Genomic DNA, 19,938 nt, shown 5'->3' with positions numbered 1-19,938 from the left:
ACAGGAGGAGTATGACCACCCATCTGGTCTGGCTGCGTAACGATTTACGCGTCAACGACAATCTGGCGCTGCACGCCGCCTGCCGCGACAGCGATGCAAAAGTGATTGCGCTCTACCTTGCCACGCCAGCACAGTGGAAGCAGCATGACATGTCACCGAAGCAGGCGGCGTTTATCCACGCCAGTCTGTTGCAGGTGCAGCGTGCGCTGGCAGAGCGGGGCATTGAACTGCACTATCAGGCGTGTCACGCCTTCAGCGACAGTGTTGATGCGCTGGTGCAGTTCTGCGCTAAGCAGCAGGTCGATCAGCTCTTCTACAATTACCAGTATGAAGTTAATGAACGCCAGCGCGATGCGGAGGCTGAAAAGCGTCTCGACGACGCGGGCGTGATTTGCCAGGGCTTTGATGACAGCCTGTTGCTGCCGCCCGGCAGTGTGCAGAGCGGCGATCGCTCGATGTATAAGGTGTTTACCCCGTTCAGCAAAGCCTTTGTCCGCCGCTTGCAGCAGGGTCTGCCTGAATGCGTGCCTGCGCCGAAAGCGCGCGAAGGCGCACCGCTGAAAGCCTCCCCGATTCCCGCCTTTGACTATCCAACCGAAGACTTTGATCAGGATCTGTTTCCGCCAGGCGAAGCGGCGGCGCTGAAGCGGTTGCGCCATTTCGCCACGCAACCGGTTATCGACTATCCCGCTAAGCGCGACCTTCCGGCGCTGGACGCCACCAGCCGTCTGTCGGTTTATCTGGCGACCGGCGTACTGTCGCCACGTCAGTGCCTGCATCGCGTGCTGCATGAACATCCCGATGCGCTGGACAACAGCCGCGCGTTCACCTGGCTGAACGAGCTGATCTGGCGTGAATTCTACCGTCATCTGCTGGTTGCCTGGCCGGCGCTGTGCCGACACAAGCCGTTTATCGACTGGACGCGAAACGTTGAATGGCAGCGTAACGACGCACATTTCGACGCCTGGAAAGCGGGTAAAACCGGCTATCCGATTGTCGATGCCGCAATGCGTCAGATGAAGGCGCTGGGCTGGATGCACAACCGCTTACGGATGATCACCGCCAGTTTCCTGGTCAAAGATCTGCTGATCGACTGGCGTGAAGGTGAACGCTATTTCATGCAGCAACTGATTGATGGTGACCTGGCCGCGAACAACGGCGGCTGGCAGTGGGCGGCCTCGACCGGCACGGACGCGGCGCCCTATTTCCGCATCTTTAACCCGACCACGCAGGGCGAGCGCTTCGATGAGAAGGGGGATTTTATCCGTCACTATCTGCCTGAACTGGCCGGGGTCCCTGACAGTGATATTCACCAGCCCCATGTCTGGGCGGAGAAGCATCATAAGAAACTCGATTATCCGGCACCAATCGTGGATCATAAGGTGGCACGTAAAAAGACATTAGACGCCTTTGAGCGCGCCAAGAGCGCAGCCTGAGGCCTCGAAGGAGCCTGAATGAACCATTACGAATTAGAGACGCTGATCAATCAGCAACTCGATAGCCACAGTTTCAGCGATTACGCCCCCAACGGTTTGCAGGTTGAGGGACGCAGCGAGATCAAAACGATTATCACCGGCGTCACTGCCTGTCAGGCGCTGCTGGATGAGGCGGTGGCGCGTCAGGCCGATGCGATTATTGTCCATCATGGCTATTTCTGGAAAAGTGAACCGGCCACGATTAAGGGCATGAAGCGCCGTCGTCTGCGGACCCTGCTGGCCAACGATATCAATCTTTATGGCTGGCATCTGCCGCTCGACGCGCATCCTGAATTAGGCAACAACGCCCAGCTGGCGAAACTGCTGGATATCGAAGTGCGCGGCGAAGTGATGCCGCTGGTGTTCTGGGGTGAGCTGGCTGAGCCCCAGTCCGGCGAACAGCTGGCCCGCCGAATCGGTGAGAGGCTGGGACGTGAACCCCTGCATTGTGGTGACAACGCGCCAGCGCTGATCCGTCGCATTGCCTGGTGCAGCGGGGGCGGGCAGGGCTTTATCGACCAGGCGGCGGCGGCGGGCGTCGATGCCTTTATCACTGGTGAAGTCTCTGAACAGACCATTCACAGCGCGCGTGAGCAGGGGCTGCATTTCTTTGCCGCAGGCCATCACGCCACCGAGCGCGGCGGCGTAAAAGCGCTGGGCGACTGGCTGGCGCAACACCACGATCTTGATGTGACCTTCATCGATATCCCTAATCCTGCCTGACACTCTCCCTTGTCCTGCGCGCCTGCGCAGGACCTAAATCTGTTGACACATCCCTGTCACTTTCGCATAACTGTTTGCTTTACGTAGATAAGCAATGGGCTGCACCGGGCATCCGGTCAGGTCGGCCAGGCGCGATCTCAACTGAGCGGGAGGTAGCTGTTGCAACGAGCACGGTGTTATTTATTGGGTGAACGCGCTGTCGTGCTGGAGCTGGAACCGCCGGTCTCACTGGAGAGCCAGCAACGAATCTGGGGACTGAATCAGCGCCTGCACGACTATGCCAGCGTGCTGGAGGTGATCCCCGGCATGAACAACATCACCCTGATTCTGCGTGATCCCCAGCAGAGCGCGCTGGACGCGATAGAGCGGCTCCAGCGCTGGTGGGAAGAGAGTGAAGCGCAGTTGCCGGAGTCGCGTCAGGTGGAGATCCCGGTGATCTATGGCGGCGAGTCTGGCCCCGATCTGACGGTGGTGGCGGAACACGCCGCGCTGACGCCCCGTCAGGTGGTTGAGCTGCACAGCAGCAGTGACTATGTGGTCTTTTTTATCGGCTTTCAGCCCGGTTTTCCCTATCTGGGCGGACTGAATCCGCGCCTGCACATTCCGCGGCGTGCTGAGCCCAGGGTTGCGGTGCCCGCCGGCTCGGTGGGCATCGGCGGCAGCCAGACCGGCGTCTATCCGCTGGCTTCGCCCGGCGGCTGGCAGTTGATTGGCCAGACGCGCACCGCGCTGTTTGATCCCCTGCAGCAACCGCCCACGCTGCTCCGTCCCGGTGACAGGGTTCGCTTTGTGCCGCAACAGGAGGGCGTATGTTAAACATTCTGCGAGCCGGCCTGGCCGCGACTATTCAGGATGCGGGCCGTTACGGCTGGCGTCAGTATGGCATCAGCCCTGGTGGTGTGCTGGATCATCCCGCGATGTTCACCGCCAATGTGCTGGTGGGCAATGATCCCGACAGCGCGGTGCTGGAGATGGTGCTCGGCCAGTTCAAAGCGGAGTTTACCCGCGATGGCTGGTTTGCGCTGACCGGCGCAGGCTGCCATGCGGAGCTTGACGGCCAGCCGGTCTGGACGGGCTGGCGCACGCCGGTGAAACGGGGGCAGCTCCTGTCACTGGCGATGCCGCAGCGCGGTATGCGCAGCTATCTGGCAGTGCAGGGCGGTTTTGATATCCCCGCGATGCTCGGCTCCGCCAGCACCGATCTAAAAGCAAAATTTGGCGGATTTCAGGGGCGAGCCTTGCAGGATGGCGATCAGCTTCCGCTGGGTAAACCGACCCGCACGTTTGACTGTAAAGTCGGGGTGCGGCAACTGCTGTGGGGCAACCGCATCCGCGCACTACCTGGCCCGGAGTATCACGAGTTCAGCCGCGAAGCGCAGCAGGCGTTCTGGCGTACCGCATGGAAACTCAGCCCGCAAAGTAACCGGATGGGATACCGGCTTGAGGGACGCAAGCTTGAGCGCGAAAGTCCGCGCGAGCTGCTGTCACACGGCGTGATGCCGGGTGTGATTCAGGTGCCGCCGAACGGACAGCCTATCGTGCTGATGGCGGATGCCCAGACCACCGGCGGCTATCCGCGCATCGCCTCGGTTATCGAAGCCGATCTCTATCACCTGGCGCAAATCCGGCTGGGTGAGCCGATTCACTTTATTCACTGCACCCTGCCAGAAGCGATGCTGGCACGTCAGCATCAGCAACGCGCACTGGACCAGATGAAGTGGGGACTCAATGAAAATTGATTTAAACGCCGACCTGGGCGAGGGCTGCGCCAGCGATCAGGCGCTGCTGCAACTGGTGAGTTCCGCCAACATCGCCTGTGGCTTTCACGCAGGTGATGCGCAGACCATGCTGCAGTCGGTGCGCTGGGCACAGGCATCCGGCGTCGCGATTGGTGCACATCCCGCTTTTCCCGATCGGGAGAACTTTGGCCGCAGCGCCATGCAGCTGCCGCCGGAAACGGTCTACGCCCAGATGATCTACCAGATTGGTGCGCTGAAAAGTCTGGCGGAAAGCGAAGGTGCGCGGCTGCTTCATGTTAAACCGCACGGCATGCTCTACAACCAGGCTGCGGCCGATCCGGTGCTGGCGGACGCCATTGCCCGCGCCATCAGGGCGGTCGACAGCCAGCTGATTGTGGTGGGACTGGCTAACAGCGAATCGATTCGTGCGGCGGCGCACTACGGCTTACGCACGCGGGAAGAGGTGTTCGCCGACCGTGGCTATCTCAGCAGCGGTGCGCTGGTGCCGCGCAGCGAGCCGGGCGCGCTGATTGAAGATGAACAGCAGGCTATCAGTCAGACGCTGACGATGGTGCAGCAGGGCAAAGTCAAAAGTATCACCGGAGAATGGGTAGCGGTGAATGCACAGACCGTCTGCTTACATGGCGACGGCGCGCACGCCCTGCAATTTGCACAGCGGTTGCGTGATGCGTTTGCCGATCAGCAGATTCGTGTGACCAGCAACTGAATAACCACACTTAGCCCGGCGCATGCCGGGTTTTTCAACTCTGAGGGAAATCCATGGATAGTGCAGTAAATCTCTGGCCATTACTGGGCATCGCCGCCATCGTCGTCGGCTTCCTGTTACGGTTCAATCCGGTGCTGGTGGTGATTGTCGCCGGGTTTGTAACCGGTCTGGCCGCGATGATGCCGCTGGCGGACATTCTGGAAAAGCTCGGGGCGGGTTTTCTTAACACCCGCAACCTGCCACTGATCCTGCTGCTGCCGCTGGCGGTCATTGGCCTGCTGGAGCGTCACGGACTGAAAGAGCGGGCGCAGGCGTGGATTGCACAGATCAAAACGGCAACCGCCGGACGGCTGCTGATCGTCTACCTGTTTGTGCGCGAAATCACCGCCGCGCTGGGGTTAACCAGTCTCGGCGGACATCCGCAGATGGTGCGTCCGTTGCTGGCACCGATGGCGGAAGGAGCAACTGAAAGCCGCTATGGCGAGATCTCACCTGAGTTGCGCCATCGGCTGCGCGCGATGTCAGCGGCGACCGATAATGTCGGCCTCTTCTTTGGTGAGGATATCTTCGTGGCGTTTGGCGCGATTATCTTTATGCACAACTTTATGCAGGAGTCAGCCGGGATTCAGACCGAACCGCTGCACATCGCCTTATGGGGCATTCCAACTGCCGTCGCCGCGTTCCTGATCCACTCGGCACGTCTGGTGCGGCTGGATCGGCAACTGGCGCGAGAGCTGCAGCAGCTGAACCGTCAGGCGCTGAAAGCCAAAGGAGATGAGTAATGTTCCAGCAACAATATCTGATGTGGCTGGCGGGCATTATCCTGCTGGTGGTGGCGTTACTTTCCTGGCGTGACAGCGCGAATCCGCGTCGCTTTACCACCGGGCTGTTCTGGGCGCTGTATGGCCTGGTTTTTCTGATCGGTGACTGGACGACGCAACTGATGAGCGCCTGGATGGGTTCAGATGCGGCGGGCACCCGTATGCTGCACATTGGCATCGGTGTCATTGTGGTGGTGATGGCGCTGATTGCCGGGTTTGGCGGTGTCAGGCTGGGTCGCTATCATCAGCGCAGCGATGAAGAGAAACAGGCCAGTGCGCTGCGTCTGCGCAATAAACTGTTTCTGCCTGCACTGTCGATTCCGGTCGTGACCGTGGTCGGTGTGCTGGCGTTTAACCATATTCCCGGTTTGCAGGATGCGGTGTTCGGCCCCGGTAACCACGCTACGCTGGTGACGCTGTTTTCAATGATGGTCGGCTGTGTGATTGGCTGGCTGGTGGCGTTAAAACTGACCCACGAGAAACCGGTGCAGTCGATGCAGGAGACCCGTCGCCTGCTGGATTCGATTGGCTGGGCCTTTATCCTGCCGCAGATCCTCGCCACCCTGGGGCTGCTGTTTACCAGCGCAGGCGTGGGCAGTGCGATTTCGCATCTGACAGAAACCTGGCTGGCGGTAGATAATCGCTTTGTCGCGGTCACCGTCTATGCCGTCGGGATGGCGCTGTTAACCATGATCATGGGTAATGCTTTTGCGGCGTTTCCGATTATCACCGCAGGCGTCGGCATCCCGATTCTGGTGTTGCAGCACGGCGGAAATCCGGCAGTGATGGCGGCAATTGGTATGTTCTCCGGCTACTGCGGTACGCTGATGACGCCGATGGCGGCCAACTTCAATATCGTCCCGGCTGCGCTGCTGGAACTGCCCGATCGTAACGCGGTGATCAAGGCTCAGATTCCGACCGGTGTGCTACTGTTAATCGTTAATATTTTCCTGCTCTATTTCCTGATGTTCCTGTGAGGTTGCATGAAAACTGTCCTGATGACCGCCTTTGAACCTTTTGGCGGTGAAACGATTAACCCTTCATGGGAAGCGGTGCGCGCACTGGAAGGCAAACAGATTAGCGGGGCGACGATAGTGATCCGCCAGTTGCCGGTGGTATTCAGCGACGTACTTAGGGTGCTGAATCAGGCGCTGGAAGAGGTGAAACCGGATGCGATTCTGTCGGTGGGGCAGGCGGGCGGCCGTAGCGACATTACCGTTGAACGTATTGGTATTAATGTCGATGACGCCCGTATCCCGGACAACGCCGGTCATCAGCCGGTGGATGAGCCCGTCGTAGCAGGTGGCCCGGCAGCCTATTTTTCCCGTCTGCCCATCAAAGCGATTGTGGCGGCGGTGCGGGAAGCGGGGATCCCTGCTTCAGTGTCGCAAACGGCGGGCACCTTTACCTGCAACCGCGTAATGTACGGCCTGCTGCACTGGCTTGAGCAGCATGACAGTCCGGTGCGGGGAGGTTTTATCCATATTCCTTATCTGCCAGAACAGGCAGCGCAGCATCCGGGCGCACCGAGCATGGCGCTGGCGTCCATTATTCAGGCGCTGGAAATTGCGGTAAAGGTCACGCTGGAGACCGGCGAGGATATCAGACAGGCTGGCGGCGCCACCCATTAAGAGGATGAACGATGCCTGAAGGACCGGAAATTCGCCGCGTGGCGGATAAACTTGAAGACGCCATTGTGGGTCAGCCGTTAACGGAAGCGTGGTTCGCGTTTCCTCAGCTCAAAACCTATGAACCGGCATTGATTGGTGAGCAGGTTCAGGCGATTGAGACGCGGGGCAAAGCGCTGCTGACTCATTTCAGCAATGGCCTGACGCTCTACAGCCATAACCAGCTTTATGGTGTCTGGCGCATTGTAAAACCTGACACCGAACTGAATTCCACCCGTCAGTTGCGGGTGCGACTGGCGACGGCGGGCAAAGCGATTCTGCTCTACAGCGCCTCAGATATTGAGCTGCTCAACGCAGATACGCTGGCGGCGCATCCGTTTCTTAATCGTATCGGGCCGGATGTGCTGAACAGCGCGCTGACAGTGGAAGAGGTGAAAGAGCGACTGCTGTCACCCCGCTTCCGGCGGCGGCAGTTCAGTGGTCTGCTGCTGGATCAGGCTTTTCTGGCCGGGCTGGGAAACTACCTGCGTGCCGAAATTCTCTGGCTGGCACAGCTGCTGCCAAATCATCGGGCGCAGGATCTCAGTAACGATCAGCTGACTGCTTTCAGCGAAGCGCTGCTTTCAGTGCCGCGCCATGCCTATCGGATGCGTGGAACCATGAAGAAATATCATGAGGAAGCGGCGTTTCAGTTTGAGGTTTTTCATCGGCAGGGCAAAAAATGCCGGCGCTGCGGCACGGTAATTGAGAAGGGCACGCTCTCATCACGGCCTTTTTACTGGTGTCCGGGTTGTCAGAGATAGACAGTAAAGTCAAAAGGGTAAAATGCTCTTACGGCTGACAGAGTCAAACCCGTGTGAATCTTACAGCAATAAAATAGCTTAACGCGCAGAGAACACGGTCAGAAGAGGAAAGCGTCCCGCGGCATGGACAAAAACGCCGGGAGCGTTTTTGAACAACGCAACGCGTTGGCCCGGCTACGGGCGCACCTCAGGGATGAGGTGCGTAATCGCGCGGGCCGAGCGTGTCATGGATGACGGCTTTTGCGTCTTTCCGATCTGACCATGTTCTCTACGCAGGCGCGGTATCACAGCCAACCGCCCCCGGCTTTAAAGCAACATCAGGCGGAGATCCCTCTCCGCTATTAACTGAACCTTACTTTTTCAGCTGTGAGCTGAATTCGCGCTCGGTATAACCGGTGTAGAGCTGACGTGGACGGGCAATCTTCATGCCTTCGTCGTGCATCTCTTTCCAGTGTGCAATCCAGCCAACAGTACGGGCCATCGCGAAGATCACCGTAAACATGGAGGATGGAATACCCATCGCTTTCAGAATGATACCGGAGTAGAAGTCCACGTTTGGATAGAGTTTACGCTCGATGAAGTACGGGTCGTTCAGCGCAATGTGTTCCAGCTCCATCGCCACTTCCAGAAGGTCATCCTTCATACCCAGCTCATTCAGGACTTCATGGCAGGTATCGCGCATCACGGTCGCGCGTGGATCGTAGTTTTTGTAAACGCGGTGACCAAAGCCCATCAGACGGAAGGAGTCATTTTTGTCTTTGGCGCGTTTAACAAATTCCGGAATATGCTCAACGGTGCTGATCTCTTCCAGCATACGCAGGGTCGCTTCGTTGGCACCACCGTGCGCCGGTCCCCACAGGGAGGCGATCCCGGCGGCGATACAGGCAAACGGATTCGCGCCGCTTGAACCGGCGGTACGAACGGTAGAGGTTGAGGCGTTCTGCTCATGGTCAGCATGCAGGATCAGGATGCGGTCCATGGCGCGTTCCAGCACCGGATTCACTTTGTACTCTTCGCACGGCGTGGCAAACATCATGTGCAGGAAGTTACCCGCATAGGAGAGATCGTTGCGCGGATAGACAAACGGCTGGCCGATAGAATATTTGTAACACATCGCTGCCATGGTCGGCATTTTAGAAAGCAGACGGAATGCTGCGATTTCGCGGTGGCGCTCAATGTTTACATCCAGCGAATCGTGGTAAAACGCAGCCAGTGCGCCAGTGACACCGCACATTACCGCCATCGGATGAGAGTCGCGACGGAAGCCGTGGAACAGGCGGGTAATCTGCTCATGAATCATGGTGTGGCGGGTAACCGTGGTACGGAACTCATCAAACTGTTTCTGGTTTGGTGCTTCGCCGTTCAGCAGGATGTAGCAGACTTCCAGATAGTTAGAGTGGGTCGCCAGCTCAGAAATAGGGAAACCACGGTGCAGCAGGATACCTTCATCCCCATCGATAAAGGTGATTGCAGATTCGCAGGACGCGGTAGACGTAAAACCGGGATCGAAGGTGAACAGGCCACTTGAACCCAGAGTGCGGACATCAACGACATCCTGGCCCAGCGTACCTTTCAGCACGTCCAGTTCAATAGATGTTCCATCTTGCAGGGTTAGCGTTACTTTTTTATCTGTCATTTTCGTCTCCATAGCGCCTTATGTGGGTAAGGATCTTTAGACACCTGAAACGCGTTCATGTTGCGGTTGGCAAAACTACACAGTATCACTCTGCGGGGATAAAACGGGTGCAGGGTACAGAGTGAGCGGCGCGTTCCCAGCGGGAACCGGTGAGCCATGGACATGCTGCATATCGCGGTTGTTAAAGATCCGGTCAGGACATAACTTCTTGGTAACCAATAACCTGATGCTTTTTAATGCTCATTATCGCAATGTTACATAACTTGCGCTTAGGGGAAAGTGTATCCCCATAACTTTTGCGCATCATAGGAATTTACAGGCTTAGTTTGTAACTGAATTGTTGAACTATTGTCAAATCAGATAATTAAAATTGTATCAATTGTGAAAATCGTGAGTAGGATCACTGTTCCACCTAAAATATACCAAAGAGTTTGTAGGGGAATTGTAATCAGAATGTGATCCTCCTATACTCCAGGCAGGTCTCCGGAACACCCTGACACCAGGAGCCACCCAGCGTTTACTACCGCGTCAATTAACACTGGATGTTGCTTTTTTGGTGACGGTTAAAGTCTGCCACGCGTTGTGATTAGACTCCGCCTCAGGTCCGGAGGAAGCAAAATAAAAAAGAGCTGTGTGGGCAAAACCGTGAAAAAACAAAGACCTGTCAACTTGGATCTCTCGACGATCCGGTTTCCCGTTACTGCAATATCGTCCATTCTTCACCGCGTCTCCGGCGTAATCACATTGGTTGCCATTGGCATCCTGCTGTGGCTGCTCGGTCTCTCTCTCTCCTCTCCTGAAGGTTTCCAGCACGCTGCGTCCATCATGGATGGCTTCTTCGCGAAGTTCATTATGTGGGGCATCTTAACGGCGCTGGCCTATCACGCGGTGAGCGGGATTCGTCATATGTTGATGGATTTTGGTTATCTGGCCGAAACGCTGCAGGTTGGTAAGCGTTCCGCTCATATGACTTTTGTGATCACTGTCGTGCTGGCAATTCTGGCGGGAGTCCTCGTATGGTAAGCAATGCATCCGCATTGGGTCGCAACGGCATTCAGGACTGGCTGCTGCTGCGGGCAACTGCAATTCTCATTACGCTCTACATCGTCTACATCCTCGGTTTCGTGGTGATGACAGACACGCTGACTTATGACCTGTGGCGTGGCTTCTTCGCTTCCGCATTCACCAAAGTGTTCACGCTGCTGACGCTGTTCTCAATTCTGATCCACGGCTGGATTGGCATGTGGCAGGTGTTAACAGACTACGTTAAATCACTGCCAACCCGCTTGTTGTTGCAGTTTGTGATTGTCGTGGCGCTGTTGTGGTATGCGATTTATGGATTTGTTGTGGTGTGGGGTGTGTAAATGAGTTTGCCAATCAGAGAGTTCGATGCCGTGGTAATCGGCGCAGGTGGCGCAGGAATGCGAGCCGCACTGCAAATCTCCCAGGGCGGCCAGAGCTGTGCCCTGTTATCTAAAGTTTTCCCGACCCGTTCACACACCGTATCTGCGCAGGGCGGTATTACTGTTGCGCTGGGTAATACCCATGAAGATAACTGGGAATGGCACATGTACGACACCGTCAAAGGTTCCGACTATATCGGTGACCAGGACGCGATTGAATATATGTGTAAAACCGGCCCGGAAGCGATTCTGGAACTGGAACACATGGGTTTACCTTTCTCGCGTCTGGAAGATGGTCGTGTCTATCAGCGTCCGTTTGGTGGCCAGTCAAAGAATTTCGGTGGCGAGCAGGCGGCACGTACGGCGGCTGCGGCTGACCGTACCGGTCACGCGTTGCTGCACACCCTTTATCAGCAGAACCTGAAAAACAAAACCACTATCTTCTCTGAGTGGTATGCACTGGATCTGGTGAAAAACGCCGATGGCGCAGTCGTGGGTTGTACCGCTATCTGCATCGAAACCGGCGAAACCGTTTATTTCAAAGCGAAAGCGACCATTCTGGCCACCGGCGGCGCGGGCCGTATCTACCAGTCCACCACCAATGCACACATCAACACCGGTGACGGCGTAGGTATGGCACTGCGTGCGGGCGTACCGGTGCAGGATATGGAGATGTGGCAGTTCCACCCAACCGGTATCGCCGGTGCGGGCGTGCTGGTCACCGAAGGCTGCCGTGGTGAAGGCGGCTATCTGCTGAACAAACATGGCGAACGCTTCATGGAGCGTTATGCGCCGAACGCCAAAGATCTGGCGGGCCGCGACGTGGTTGCGCGCTCGATGATGATTGAAATCCGTGAAGGTCGCGGCTGTGATGGCCCGTGGGGTCCACATCTCAAACTGAAACTGGATCATCTGGGTAAAGAGGTGCTTGAGTCACGTCTGCCTGGCATCCTTGAGCTGTCACGCACCTTTGCGCACGCCGATCCGATTAAAGAGCCGATTCCGGTCATTCCGACCTGCCACTACATGATGGGCGGTATTCCGACCAAAGTGACCGGCCAGGCACTGCGCGTCAATGAGCAGGGCGAAGATGTAGTGATTCCTGGCCTGTTCGCCGTCGGTGAAATCGCCTGCGTATCGGTGCATGGTGCCAACCGTCTGGGCGGTAACTCACTGCTCGACCTGGTGGTCTTTGGCCGTGCAGCGGGTCTGCATCTGCTTGCGAGTATTCAGGAGCAGGGCGACCTGCGTGATGCCACAGAAGATGAGATCGCCGGGGCGATGGCGCGTTTCAACCGCTGGGAAAATAACACCACGGGTGAAGATCCGGTTGAGATTCGTAAAGCGCTGCAACGCTGCATGCAGAATAACTTCTCGGTATTCCGTGAAGGCGAAGCGATGGCACAGGGTCTGGAAGAGCTGAAAGAGATTCGCCAGCGCCTGAAGTCAGCGCGTCTGGATGACCGCTCACCGGATTTCAACACCCAGCGTATTGAGTGCCTGGAGCTGGATAACCTGATGGAGACGGCCTTTGCCACGGCGGTAGCGGCCAACTATCGCACCGAAAGCCGCGGTGCGCACAGTCGCTTCGACTTCCCGGATCGTGATGATGAAAACTGGCTGTGCCACAGTCTTTATGTCCCGGAAACCGAAAGCATGACGCGCCGTGAGGTGAACATGCAGCCGAAACTGCGCGCGGCCTTCCCGCCGAAAGTGCGTACCTACTAATTTCGGAGACGATCATGAGACTCGAGTTTTCAATTTATCGCTACAATCCGGACGTCGATGACAAACCGCGCATGCAGGATTACACCCTGGAAGCGGAAGATGGTCGCGACATGATGCTGCTGGACGCGCTGATTCGCCTGAAAGAGAAAGATCCGACCCTGGCGTTTCGTCGCTCCTGTCGTGAAGGCGTCTGCGGTTCCGATGGCCTGAACATGAACGGTAAAAACGGACTGGCCTGCATTACGCCAGTCTCAGCGCTGGGCAACGGCAAACAGAAAATTGTTATCCGTCCGCTGCCAGGTTTACCGGTGGTGCGTGACCTGGTTGTAGACATGAGCCAGTTTTATGCACAGTATGAGAAAATTAAGCCTTTCCTGTTGAATAATGGGGAAAATCCACCAGCTCGTGAACATCTGCAGTCGCCGGATGAGCGTGAACACCTGGATGGCCTGTACGAATGTATACTCTGTGCCTGCTGCTCAACCTCATGCCCATCATTCTGGTGGAATCCTGAGAAGTTCATCGGTCCTGCTGGCCTGCTGGCCGCGTACCGCTTCCTGATTGACAGCCGCGACACCGAAACCGAGGCGCGTCTCGACAATCTGAATGATGCTTTCAGCGTATTCCGCTGCCATAGCATCATGAACTGTGTGAGCGTATGTCCGAAAGGGCTGAACCCGACGCGCGCCATCGGCCATATCAAGTCGATGCTGCTGCAGCGCGGCGCATAAGCAGTTTCTGCCGGGAACCTCAGGTTCCCGGTGTTTTACGGAAGCCTCTGTAAGCGCGGTGATTACCACGTTTACAAAGGTTCCCTTACGGGCCACGCGCGCTGCGCAAAGTGCTCGTATCGCTGAACTCACTACGGCAAACCGCGAAAGCGGCAACAAATGAAACCTCAAAAAAGCATAGCAATGCTTAAGGGATCACAATGCAGAACAGCGCGATGAAGCCCTGGCTGGACTCTTCCTGGCTGGCCGGCGCGAATCAGTCTTACATAGAGCAGCTCTATGAGGATTTCCTGACCGATCCTGACTCTGTCGATGCAGTGTGGCGCTCGATGTTCCAGCAGTTACCGGGCACCGGAATGAAACCTGAGCAGTTTCACTCCACCACACGTGAGTACTTCCGTCGCCTGGCGAAAGACGCATCTCGTTACACCTCATCTGTCTCCGATCCTGAAACCAACTCCAAGCAAGTAAAAGTGCTGCAGCTGATTAACGCGTTTCGTTTCCGCGGTCATCAGCACGCCAATCTTGACCCGCTTGGTCTGTGGAAACAGGACCGGGTAGCCGATCTCGATCCCGCTTTTCACGATCTGACCGAGGCCGATTTTCAGGAAAGCTTTAACGTCGGCTCTTTTGCCATTGGCAAAGAGACCATGAAGCTGGCCGAACTGTTCGAGGCGCTGACTCAGACTTACTGCGGCTCGATCGGTGCAGAATATATGCACATCAACAACACTGATGAGAAACGCTGGATTCAGCAGCGCCTTGAGTCAGTCGCGGGCCGTGCAGCCTTCAGCAATGAAGAGAAAAAAGGTTTCCTGAAAGAGCTGACCGCGGCCGAAGGGCTGGAAAAATATCTCGGAGCGAAATTCCCGGGTGCCAAACGCTTCTCGCTGGAAGGCGGCGATGCACTGGTTCCGATGCTGCGCGAAATGATCCGTCATGCCGGTAAGAGCGGAACCCGTGAAGTCGTACTGGGTATGGCACACCGTGGCCGTCTCAACGTGCTGATCAACGTGCTGGGTAAAAAGCCACAGGATCTGTTCGACGAGTTCGCCGGTAAGCACAAAGAGCATCTGGGCACCGGTGACGTGAAGTACCACATGGGCTTCTCGTCTGACGTGGAAACCGAAGGCGGCCTGGTTCACCTGGCGCTGGCGTTTAACCCGTCGCACCTGGAGATCGTCAGCCCGGTGGTCATGGGTTCAGTGCGTGCGCGTCTGGATCGTCTGGATGAGCCAGCCAGCAATAAAGTTTTACCGATCACCATTCATGGTGATGCGGCCGTGATTGGCCAGGGCGTGGTTCAGGAAACCCTGAACATGTCACAGGCGCGCGGTTATGAAGTGGGCGGTACCGTTCGCATCGTCATCAACAACCAGGTTGGCTTCACCACCTCCAACCCGAAAGATGCGCGTTCGACCCCTTACTGCACCGATATCGGCAAAATGGTGCTGGCACCGATTTTCCACGTCAATGCTGACGATCCGGAAGCGGTCGCGTTTGTGACCCGACTGGCGCTCGACTATCGCAACACCTTTAAGCGTGATGTGTTTATCGATCTGGTCTGCTATCGCCGTCATGGTCACAACGAGGCGGATGAGCCAAGTGCGACCCAGCCGCTGATGTACCAGAAAATCAAAAAACACCCAACGCCGCGTAAAATCTATGCCGACCGTCTGGAAGGTGAGGCCATTGCCACGCAGGAAGATGCGACCGAAATGGTCAATCTCTACCGTGACGCGCTGGATGCGGGTGAGTGTGTGGTGCCGGAATGGCGTCCAATGAGCCTGCACTCCTTTACCTGGTCACCTTACCTGAATCATGAGTGGGATGAACCTTACCCGGCTCAGGTCGACATGAAACGTCTGAAGGAGCTGGCGCTGCGTATCAGCCAGGTGCCTGAAGAGGTGGAAGTGCAGTCACGTGTTGCCAAGATTTACAACGACCGTCGTCTGATGGCTGAAGGCGAGAAAGCCTTTGACTGGGGCGGCGCGGAAAACCTGGCATACGCCACGCTGGTTGATGAAGGCATTCCGGTACGTCTGTCGGGTGAAGATACCGGTCGCGGAACCTTCTTCCATCGTCACGCGGTAGTCCATAACCAGGCGAACGGCTCAACCTATACCCCTCTGCACCACGTGCACAGCGGACAGGGTCAGTTCAAGGTGTGGGACTCCGTGCTGTCAGAAGAGGCGGTACTGGCCTTTGAATATGGTTATGCCACCGCAGAGCCGCGCATCCTGACCATCTGGGAAGCGCAGTTTGGTGACTTCGCCAACGGCGCACAGGTTGTTATCGACCAGTTCATCAGCTCCGGTGAGCAGAAATGGGGCCGGATGTGTGGCCTGGTGATGCTGCTGCCGCACGGTTATGAAGGTCAGGGGCCAGAGCACTCCTCTGCGCGCCTGGAACGTTATCTGCAACTCTGCGCTGAGCAGAACATGCAGGTCTGCGTGCCGTCTACCCCTGCGCAGGTTTACCATATGCTGCGTCGTCAGGCGCTGCGCGGTATGCGCCGTCCGCTGATTGTGATGTCGCCGAAATCACTGCTGCGTCATCCGCTGGCGATCTCCACGCTGGATGAACTGGCTAACGGCAGCTTCCAGCCTGCGATTGGCGAAGTCGATGATCTGGATCCGCAGGGCGTGAAACGCGTCGTGCTGTGCTCCGGTAAAGTCTATTACGACCTGCTGGAGCAGCGTCGTAAAAATGAGCAGACCGATGTGGCTATCGTGCGCATCGAGCAGCTCTATCCGTTCCCGCATCACGCGGTACAGGAAGCATTAAAAGCGTATGCTCACGTGCAGGATTTTGTCTGGTGTCAGGAAGAGCCACTGAATCAGGGCGCCTGGTATTGCAGCCAGCATCATTTCCGTGAAGTTGTGCCGTTTGGTGCCACCTTACGTTATGCAGGCCGCCCGGCATCCGCCTCACCGGCCGTGGGTTACATGTCCGTACACCAACAACAGCAGCAAGACCTGGTTAATGACGCGCTGAACGTTAATTAATTAAAAGGAAAGATAATGAGTAGCGTAGATATTCTCGTTCCCGACCTGCCTGAATCGGTTGCCGATGCCTCTGTGGCAACCTGGCATAAAAAACCAGGCGATGCAGTCACTCGCGATGAAGTGCTGGTCGAAATCGAAACTGACAAAGTTGTGCTGGAAGTGCCAGCCTCTGCGGACGGTATCCTGGAAGCCGTTCTGGAAGAAGAGGGCGCCACCGTCACTTCCCGCCAGATCCTGGGTCGTCTGAAAGAGGGCAACAGCGCCGGTAAAGAGAGCAGCGCGAAGTCTGAAAGCAAAGAGTCTACCCCGGCTCAGCGTCAGACTGCGTCACTGGAAGAAGAGAGCAACGATGCGCTCAGCCCGGCTATCCGCCGTCTGATTGCAGAGCACAATCTTGATGCCTCACAGATCAAAGGCAGCGGTGTTGGCGGTCGTCTGACCCGTGAAGATGTTGAAAAACATCTGGCCAACAAACCGCAGGCTGCCAAAGCCGCTGCGCCAGCTGCTGATGCGGCCGCCGCGCAGCAGCCAGTGGCTAACCGCAGCGAAAAACGCGTGCCGATGACCCGTCTGCGTAAGCGTGTTGCCGAGCGTCTGCTGGAAGCGAAGAACAGCACCGCGATGCTGACCACCTTCAACGAAATCAACATGAAGCCCATCATGGATCTGCGTAAGCAGTATGGTGAGGCCTTCGAGAAGCGTCACGGTGTACGTCTGGGCTTTATGTCCTTCTACATCAAAGCGGTTGTTGAAGCGCTGAAACGCTATCCGGAAGTGAATGCTTCTATCGATGGTGAAGATGTGGTTTACCACAACTACTTCGACGTCAGCATTGCGGTCTCTACGCCACGTGGTCTGGTTACACCAGTCCTGCGTGACGTGGATGCGCTGAGCATGGCGGACATCGAGAAGAAAATCAAAGAGCTGGCAGTGAAAGGCCGTGACGGCAAACTGACAGTTGAGGATCTGACCGGCGGTAACTTTACCATCACCAACGGCGGCGTCTTTGGTTCACTGATGTCCACCCCGATCATCAACCCACCGCAGAGCGCCATCCTGGGCATGCACGCCATCAAAGATCGCCCGATGGCGGTCAATGGTCAGGTTGTGGTGCTGCCGATGATGTATCTGGCGCTCTCCTACGACCACCGTCTGATCGATGGCCGTGAATCAGTTGGTTATCTGGTTGCAGTGAAAGAGATGCTGGAAGATCCGGCGCGCCTGCTGCTGGATGTCTGATTTTCACCGGGCGCGCCTTGCCGCGCGCCCAACCTCATTACTCTTTTCAGACCTGAATGGATAGAACATCATGAACTTACACGAATACCAGGCGAAACAACTGTTTGCACGGTATGGCATGCCGGCACCAACGGGTTACGCCTGTACTACACCACGTGAAGCGGAAGAAGCAGCCTCTAAAATTGGCGCAGGCCCGTGGGTAGTTAAATGTCAGGTTCATGCCGGTGGCCGCGGTAAAGCGGGCGGTGTGAAAGTGGTTAACAGCAAAGAAGAGATTCGCGCTTTTGCTGAAAACTGGCTGGGCAAACGCCTGGTTACCTATCAGACAGACGCAAACGGCCAGCCGGTAAACCAGATTCTGGTTGAAGCGGCGACCGATATCGATCAGGAGCTCTATCTGGGCGCTGTGGTCGATCGCGCAACGCGTCGCGTAATTTTCATGGCCTCCACTGAAGGCGGCGTGGAAATTGAAAAAGTGGCGGAAGAGACCCCGCACCTGATCCACAAAATGGCGCTGGATCCACTGACCGGCCCGCAGCCTTATCAGGGTCGTGAGCTGGCGTTCAAACTTGGCCTGACTGGCAAGCTGGTTGGCCAGTTCACCAAGATCTTCATGGGTCTGGCGACACTGTTCCTGGAGCGCGATCTGGCGATGGTTGAGATCAACCCGCTGGTGATCACCAAACAGGGCGACCTGATCTGCCTGGATGGCAAACTGGGTGCCGATGGCAATGCCCTGTTCCGTCAGCCAGAGCTGCGCGAAATGCGCGATCCAAGCCAGGAAGATCCGCGTGAAGCCCATGCGACACAGTGGGAACTGAACTATGTTGCGCTGGAAGGCAACATCGGTTGTATGGTTAACGGCGCAGGTCTGGCGATGGGCACCATGGACATCGTTAAACACCACGGCGGTCAACCGGCCAACTTCCTTGATGTCGGCGGCGGCGCAACCAAAGAGCGCGTGACCGAAGCCTTCAAAATCATCCTGTCTGACGATGCGGTTAAAGCCGTATTCGTTAACATCTTCGGCGGTATCGTACGCTGCGACCTGATTGCCGACGGCATCATCGGCGCAGTCGCTGAAGTGGGTGTGAACGTACCAGTTGTGGTACGTTTGGAAGGTAACAACGCCGAGCTGGGCGCCCAGAAACTGGCGGACAGCGGTCTGAACATCATTGCAGCAACCAGCCTGACAGACGCCGCACAGCGTGTTGTTGCTGCCGCGGAGGGTAAATAATGTCCATTCTGATCGACAAAAACACCAAAGTCATTTGCCAGGGTTTCACCGGTGGCCAGGGGACTTTCCATTCTGAGCAGGCGCTGGCATACGGCACCCAACTGGTTGGCGGCGTGACGCCAGGCAAAGGTGGCACGACCCATCTCGGCCTGCCGGTGTTCAACACCGTTCGCGAAGCGGTAGAAGCAACAGGCGCGACCGCCACTGTGATCTACGTTCCGGCTCCTTTCTGTAAAGATGGCATCCTGGAAGCGATCGACGCGGGCATCAAACTGATCATCACCATCACCGAAGGCATCCCGACCCTGGATATGCTGACCGTGAAAGTGAAGCTGGATGAAGCAGGCGTGCGGATGATCGGTCCAAACTGCCCAGGCGTTATCACCCCAGGCGAATGTAAAATCGGCATCATGCCGGGCCACATTCACCAGCCGGGCCGCGTCGGTATCGTGTCACGTTCAGGCACCCTGACCTATGAAGCGGTTAAGCAGACCACGGATATCGGCTACGGCCAGTCAACCTGCGTTGGCATCGGTGGTGACCCGATCCCAGGCTCTAACTTCATCGACATCCTGAAAATGTTCCAGGATGATCCACAGACTGAAGTTATCGTGATGATCGGTGAGATCGGCGGTAGCGCAGAAGAAGAAGCTGCAGCCTTCATTAAAGAGCACGTGACCAAGCCGGTTGTAGGCTACATTGCTGGCGTCACCGCGCCGAAAGGCAAGCGTATGGGCCATGCTGGCGCCATCATTGCCGGTGGTAAAGGTACAGCAGATGAGAAATTTGCTGCGCTGGAAGCGGCAGGCGTGAAAACCGTCCGCAGCCTGGCGGATATCGGTGACGCAGTTAAAGCCGTATTGCCTGCTAAATAAGTCAGCGTCATCTGAGACTAAGCCACCTTCGGGTGGCTTTTTTTATGCCTGTAAATGAGAGCTATAACGCAGGAAGCTAAAGAGAAGAGTGCGCGGTTAAATAACCGGTCTGCGGCTCATCACGTTAAGAAAAAGTGTCAAAGGTAAATTATTCCTTCGCGCTTT

18 protein-coding genes are annotated in these 19,938 nt (G+C 56.6%); 17 read left to right on the top strand and 1 reads right to left on the bottom strand.

Features of this window, described 5'->3' with window-relative positions; all coding sequences use genetic code 11:
• Positions 1–11 precede the first annotated feature (11 nt).
• From phrB to nei, 9 genes are all read left to right on the top strand, one after another.
• Positions 12–1,436 (top strand): deoxyribodipyrimidine photo-lyase, encoded by a 1,425-nt coding sequence (gene phrB / locus ACO6VX_RS08940; RefSeq protein ID WP_263056117.1) that lies wholly within the window; start codon positions 12–14, stop codon positions 1,434–1,436.
• A gap of 18 nt (positions 1,437–1,454) precedes the next feature.
• Positions 1,455–2,198: a type 2 GTP cyclohydrolase I gene (locus ACO6VX_RS08935; protein ID WP_122889096.1), complete on the top strand. Its 744-nt coding sequence runs from the start codon at positions 1,455–1,457 to the stop codon at positions 2,196–2,198.
• A gap of 159 nt (positions 2,199–2,357) precedes the next feature.
• On the top strand, positions 2,358–3,014 hold the full coding sequence (gene pxpB / locus ACO6VX_RS08930; RefSeq protein WP_122459049.1) for a 5-oxoprolinase subunit PxpB: 657 nt from the start codon (positions 2,358–2,360) through the stop codon (positions 3,012–3,014).
• The gene (gene pxpC / locus ACO6VX_RS08925) at positions 3,008–3,937 is read left to right on the top strand and encodes a 5-oxoprolinase subunit PxpC (RefSeq protein ID WP_187515251.1); all 930 of its coding nucleotides are present in this window, start codon (positions 3,008–3,010) and stop codon (positions 3,935–3,937) included. Before pxpB ends, pxpC begins: the two co-directional genes overlap by 7 nt.
• Positions 3,927–4,664, top strand: a complete 738-nt coding sequence (gene pxpA / locus ACO6VX_RS08920; protein WP_010260713.1) for a 5-oxoprolinase subunit PxpA — start codon at positions 3,927–3,929, stop codon at positions 4,662–4,664. Before pxpC ends, pxpA begins: the two co-directional genes overlap by 11 nt.
• A gap of 53 nt (positions 4,665–4,717) precedes the next feature.
• Positions 4,718–5,446 (top strand): DUF969 domain-containing protein, encoded by a 729-nt coding sequence (locus ACO6VX_RS08915; RefSeq protein ID WP_422432130.1) that lies wholly within the window; start codon positions 4,718–4,720, stop codon positions 5,444–5,446.
• Complete coding sequence (locus ACO6VX_RS08910; RefSeq protein ID WP_045140671.1) at positions 5,446–6,462, top strand: DUF979 domain-containing protein; 1,017 nt, start codon at positions 5,446–5,448, stop codon at positions 6,460–6,462. Before ACO6VX_RS08915 ends, ACO6VX_RS08910 begins: the two co-directional genes overlap by 1 nt.
• 6 nt (positions 6,463–6,468) lie before the next feature.
• Positions 6,469–7,116 (top strand): pyroglutamyl-peptidase I, encoded by a 648-nt coding sequence (pcp, locus tag ACO6VX_RS08905; RefSeq protein ID WP_010671296.1) that lies wholly within the window; start codon positions 6,469–6,471, stop codon positions 7,114–7,116.
• Between the two features lie 11 nt (positions 7,117–7,127).
• Positions 7,128–7,916 carry an endonuclease VIII gene (gene nei, locus ACO6VX_RS08900; RefSeq protein ID WP_033766694.1) on the top strand — a complete coding sequence of 263 codons (789 nt, stop codon included), beginning with the start codon at positions 7,128–7,130 and terminating at the stop codon, positions 7,914–7,916.
• Between the two features lie 352 nt (positions 7,917–8,268).
• Here nei and ACO6VX_RS08895 read toward each other — a convergent pair whose 3' ends face one another.
• Positions 8,269–9,552: a citrate synthase gene (locus tag ACO6VX_RS08895; protein WP_010260725.1), complete on the bottom strand. Its 1,284-nt coding sequence runs from the start codon at positions 9,550–9,552 to the stop codon at positions 8,269–8,271.
• Positions 9,553–10,185: 633 nt separating this feature from the next.
• On the opposite strand from ACO6VX_RS08895, the gene sdhC reads away from it, so the two are divergent.
• The 8 genes from sdhC (at position 10,186) to sucD (ending at position 19,773) form a co-directional block, all read left to right on the top strand.
• Positions 10,186–10,575 carry a succinate dehydrogenase cytochrome b556 subunit gene (gene sdhC, locus ACO6VX_RS08890; protein ID WP_029519433.1) on the top strand — a complete coding sequence of 130 codons (390 nt, stop codon included), beginning with the start codon at positions 10,186–10,188 and terminating at the stop codon, positions 10,573–10,575.
• Entirely contained in the window at positions 10,569–10,916 is a 348-nt protein-coding gene (gene sdhD / locus ACO6VX_RS08885) for a succinate dehydrogenase membrane anchor subunit (RefSeq protein ID WP_009091417.1), read from the top strand. Before sdhC ends, sdhD begins: the two co-directional genes overlap by 7 nt.
• Entirely contained in the window at positions 10,917–12,683 is a 1,767-nt protein-coding gene (gene sdhA, locus ACO6VX_RS08880; protein WP_022626042.1) for a succinate dehydrogenase flavoprotein subunit, read from the top strand.
• A gap of 14 nt (positions 12,684–12,697) precedes the next feature.
• On the top strand, positions 12,698–13,414 hold the full coding sequence (locus ACO6VX_RS08875; RefSeq protein ID WP_010260736.1) for a succinate dehydrogenase iron-sulfur subunit: 717 nt from the start codon (positions 12,698–12,700) through the stop codon (positions 13,412–13,414).
• Positions 13,415–13,614: 200 nt separating this feature from the next.
• The gene (gene sucA, locus ACO6VX_RS08870; RefSeq protein WP_010260738.1) at positions 13,615–16,422 is read left to right on the top strand and encodes a 2-oxoglutarate dehydrogenase E1 component; all 2,808 of its coding nucleotides are present in this window, start codon (positions 13,615–13,617) and stop codon (positions 16,420–16,422) included.
• 15 nt (positions 16,423–16,437) lie between these two features.
• Positions 16,438–17,661, top strand: coding sequence for a 2-oxoglutarate dehydrogenase complex dihydrolipoyllysine-residue succinyltransferase (gene odhB / locus ACO6VX_RS08865; RefSeq protein ID WP_010260740.1), 1,224 nt, complete (start codon positions 16,438–16,440; stop codon positions 17,659–17,661).
• A gap of 70 nt (positions 17,662–17,731) precedes the next feature.
• Positions 17,732–18,898 carry an ADP-forming succinate--CoA ligase subunit beta gene (sucC, locus tag ACO6VX_RS08860; protein ID WP_003853151.1) on the top strand — a complete coding sequence of 389 codons (1,167 nt, stop codon included), beginning with the start codon at positions 17,732–17,734 and terminating at the stop codon, positions 18,896–18,898.
• Complete coding sequence (sucD, locus tag ACO6VX_RS08855) at positions 18,898–19,773, top strand: succinate--CoA ligase subunit alpha (protein ID WP_010260744.1); 876 nt, start codon at positions 18,898–18,900, stop codon at positions 19,771–19,773. Before sucC ends, sucD begins: the two co-directional genes overlap by 1 nt.
• Positions 19,774–19,938 lie beyond the last annotated feature (165 nt).

The organism is Pantoea sp. BJFS-204, assembly GCF_049310725.1.
GTDB classification, from domain to species: Bacteria; Pseudomonadota; Gammaproteobacteria; order Enterobacterales; family Enterobacteriaceae; genus Pantoea; species Pantoea agglomerans.
This window is presented reverse-complemented; position numbering and strand designations above follow the sequence as displayed.

Bases quoted from the DNA above. Each gene is read 5' to 3' on its own strand.
- phrB (WP_263056117.1), top strand. From the start codon at position 12: ATGACCACCCATCTGGTCTGGCTGCGTAACGATTTACGCGTCAACGAC.
- ACO6VX_RS08935 (WP_122889096.1), top strand. From the start codon at position 1,455: ATGAACCATTACGAATTAGAGACGCTGATCAATCAGCAACTCGATAGC.
- pxpC (WP_187515251.1), top strand. From the start codon at position 3,008: ATGTTAAACATTCTGCGAGCCGGCCTGGCCGCGACTATTCAGGATGCG.
- pxpA (WP_010260713.1), top strand. From the start codon at position 3,927: ATGAAAATTGATTTAAACGCCGACCTGGGCGAGGGCTGCGCCAGCGAT.
- ACO6VX_RS08915 (WP_422432130.1), top strand. From the start codon at position 4,718: ATGGATAGTGCAGTAAATCTCTGGCCATTACTGGGCATCGCCGCCATC.
- ACO6VX_RS08910 (WP_045140671.1), top strand. From the start codon at position 5,446: ATGTTCCAGCAACAATATCTGATGTGGCTGGCGGGCATTATCCTGCTG.
- pcp (WP_010671296.1), top strand. From the start codon at position 6,469: ATGAAAACTGTCCTGATGACCGCCTTTGAACCTTTTGGCGGTGAAACG.
- nei (WP_033766694.1), top strand. From the start codon at position 7,128: ATGCCTGAAGGACCGGAAATTCGCCGCGTGGCGGATAAACTTGAAGAC.
- ACO6VX_RS08895 (WP_010260725.1), bottom strand. From the start codon at position 9,552: ATGACAGATAAAAAAGTAACGCTAACCCTGCAAGATGGAACATCTATT.
- sdhD (WP_009091417.1), top strand. From the start codon at position 10,569: ATGGTAAGCAATGCATCCGCATTGGGTCGCAACGGCATTCAGGACTGG.
- sdhA (WP_022626042.1), top strand. From the start codon at position 10,917: ATGAGTTTGCCAATCAGAGAGTTCGATGCCGTGGTAATCGGCGCAGGT.
- ACO6VX_RS08875 (WP_010260736.1), top strand. From the start codon at position 12,698: ATGAGACTCGAGTTTTCAATTTATCGCTACAATCCGGACGTCGATGAC.
- sucA (WP_010260738.1), top strand. From the start codon at position 13,615: ATGCAGAACAGCGCGATGAAGCCCTGGCTGGACTCTTCCTGGCTGGCC.
- odhB (WP_010260740.1), top strand. From the start codon at position 16,438: ATGAGTAGCGTAGATATTCTCGTTCCCGACCTGCCTGAATCGGTTGCC.
- sucC (WP_003853151.1), top strand. From the start codon at position 17,732: ATGAACTTACACGAATACCAGGCGAAACAACTGTTTGCACGGTATGGC.
- sucD (WP_010260744.1), top strand. From the start codon at position 18,898: ATGTCCATTCTGATCGACAAAAACACCAAAGTCATTTGCCAGGGTTTC.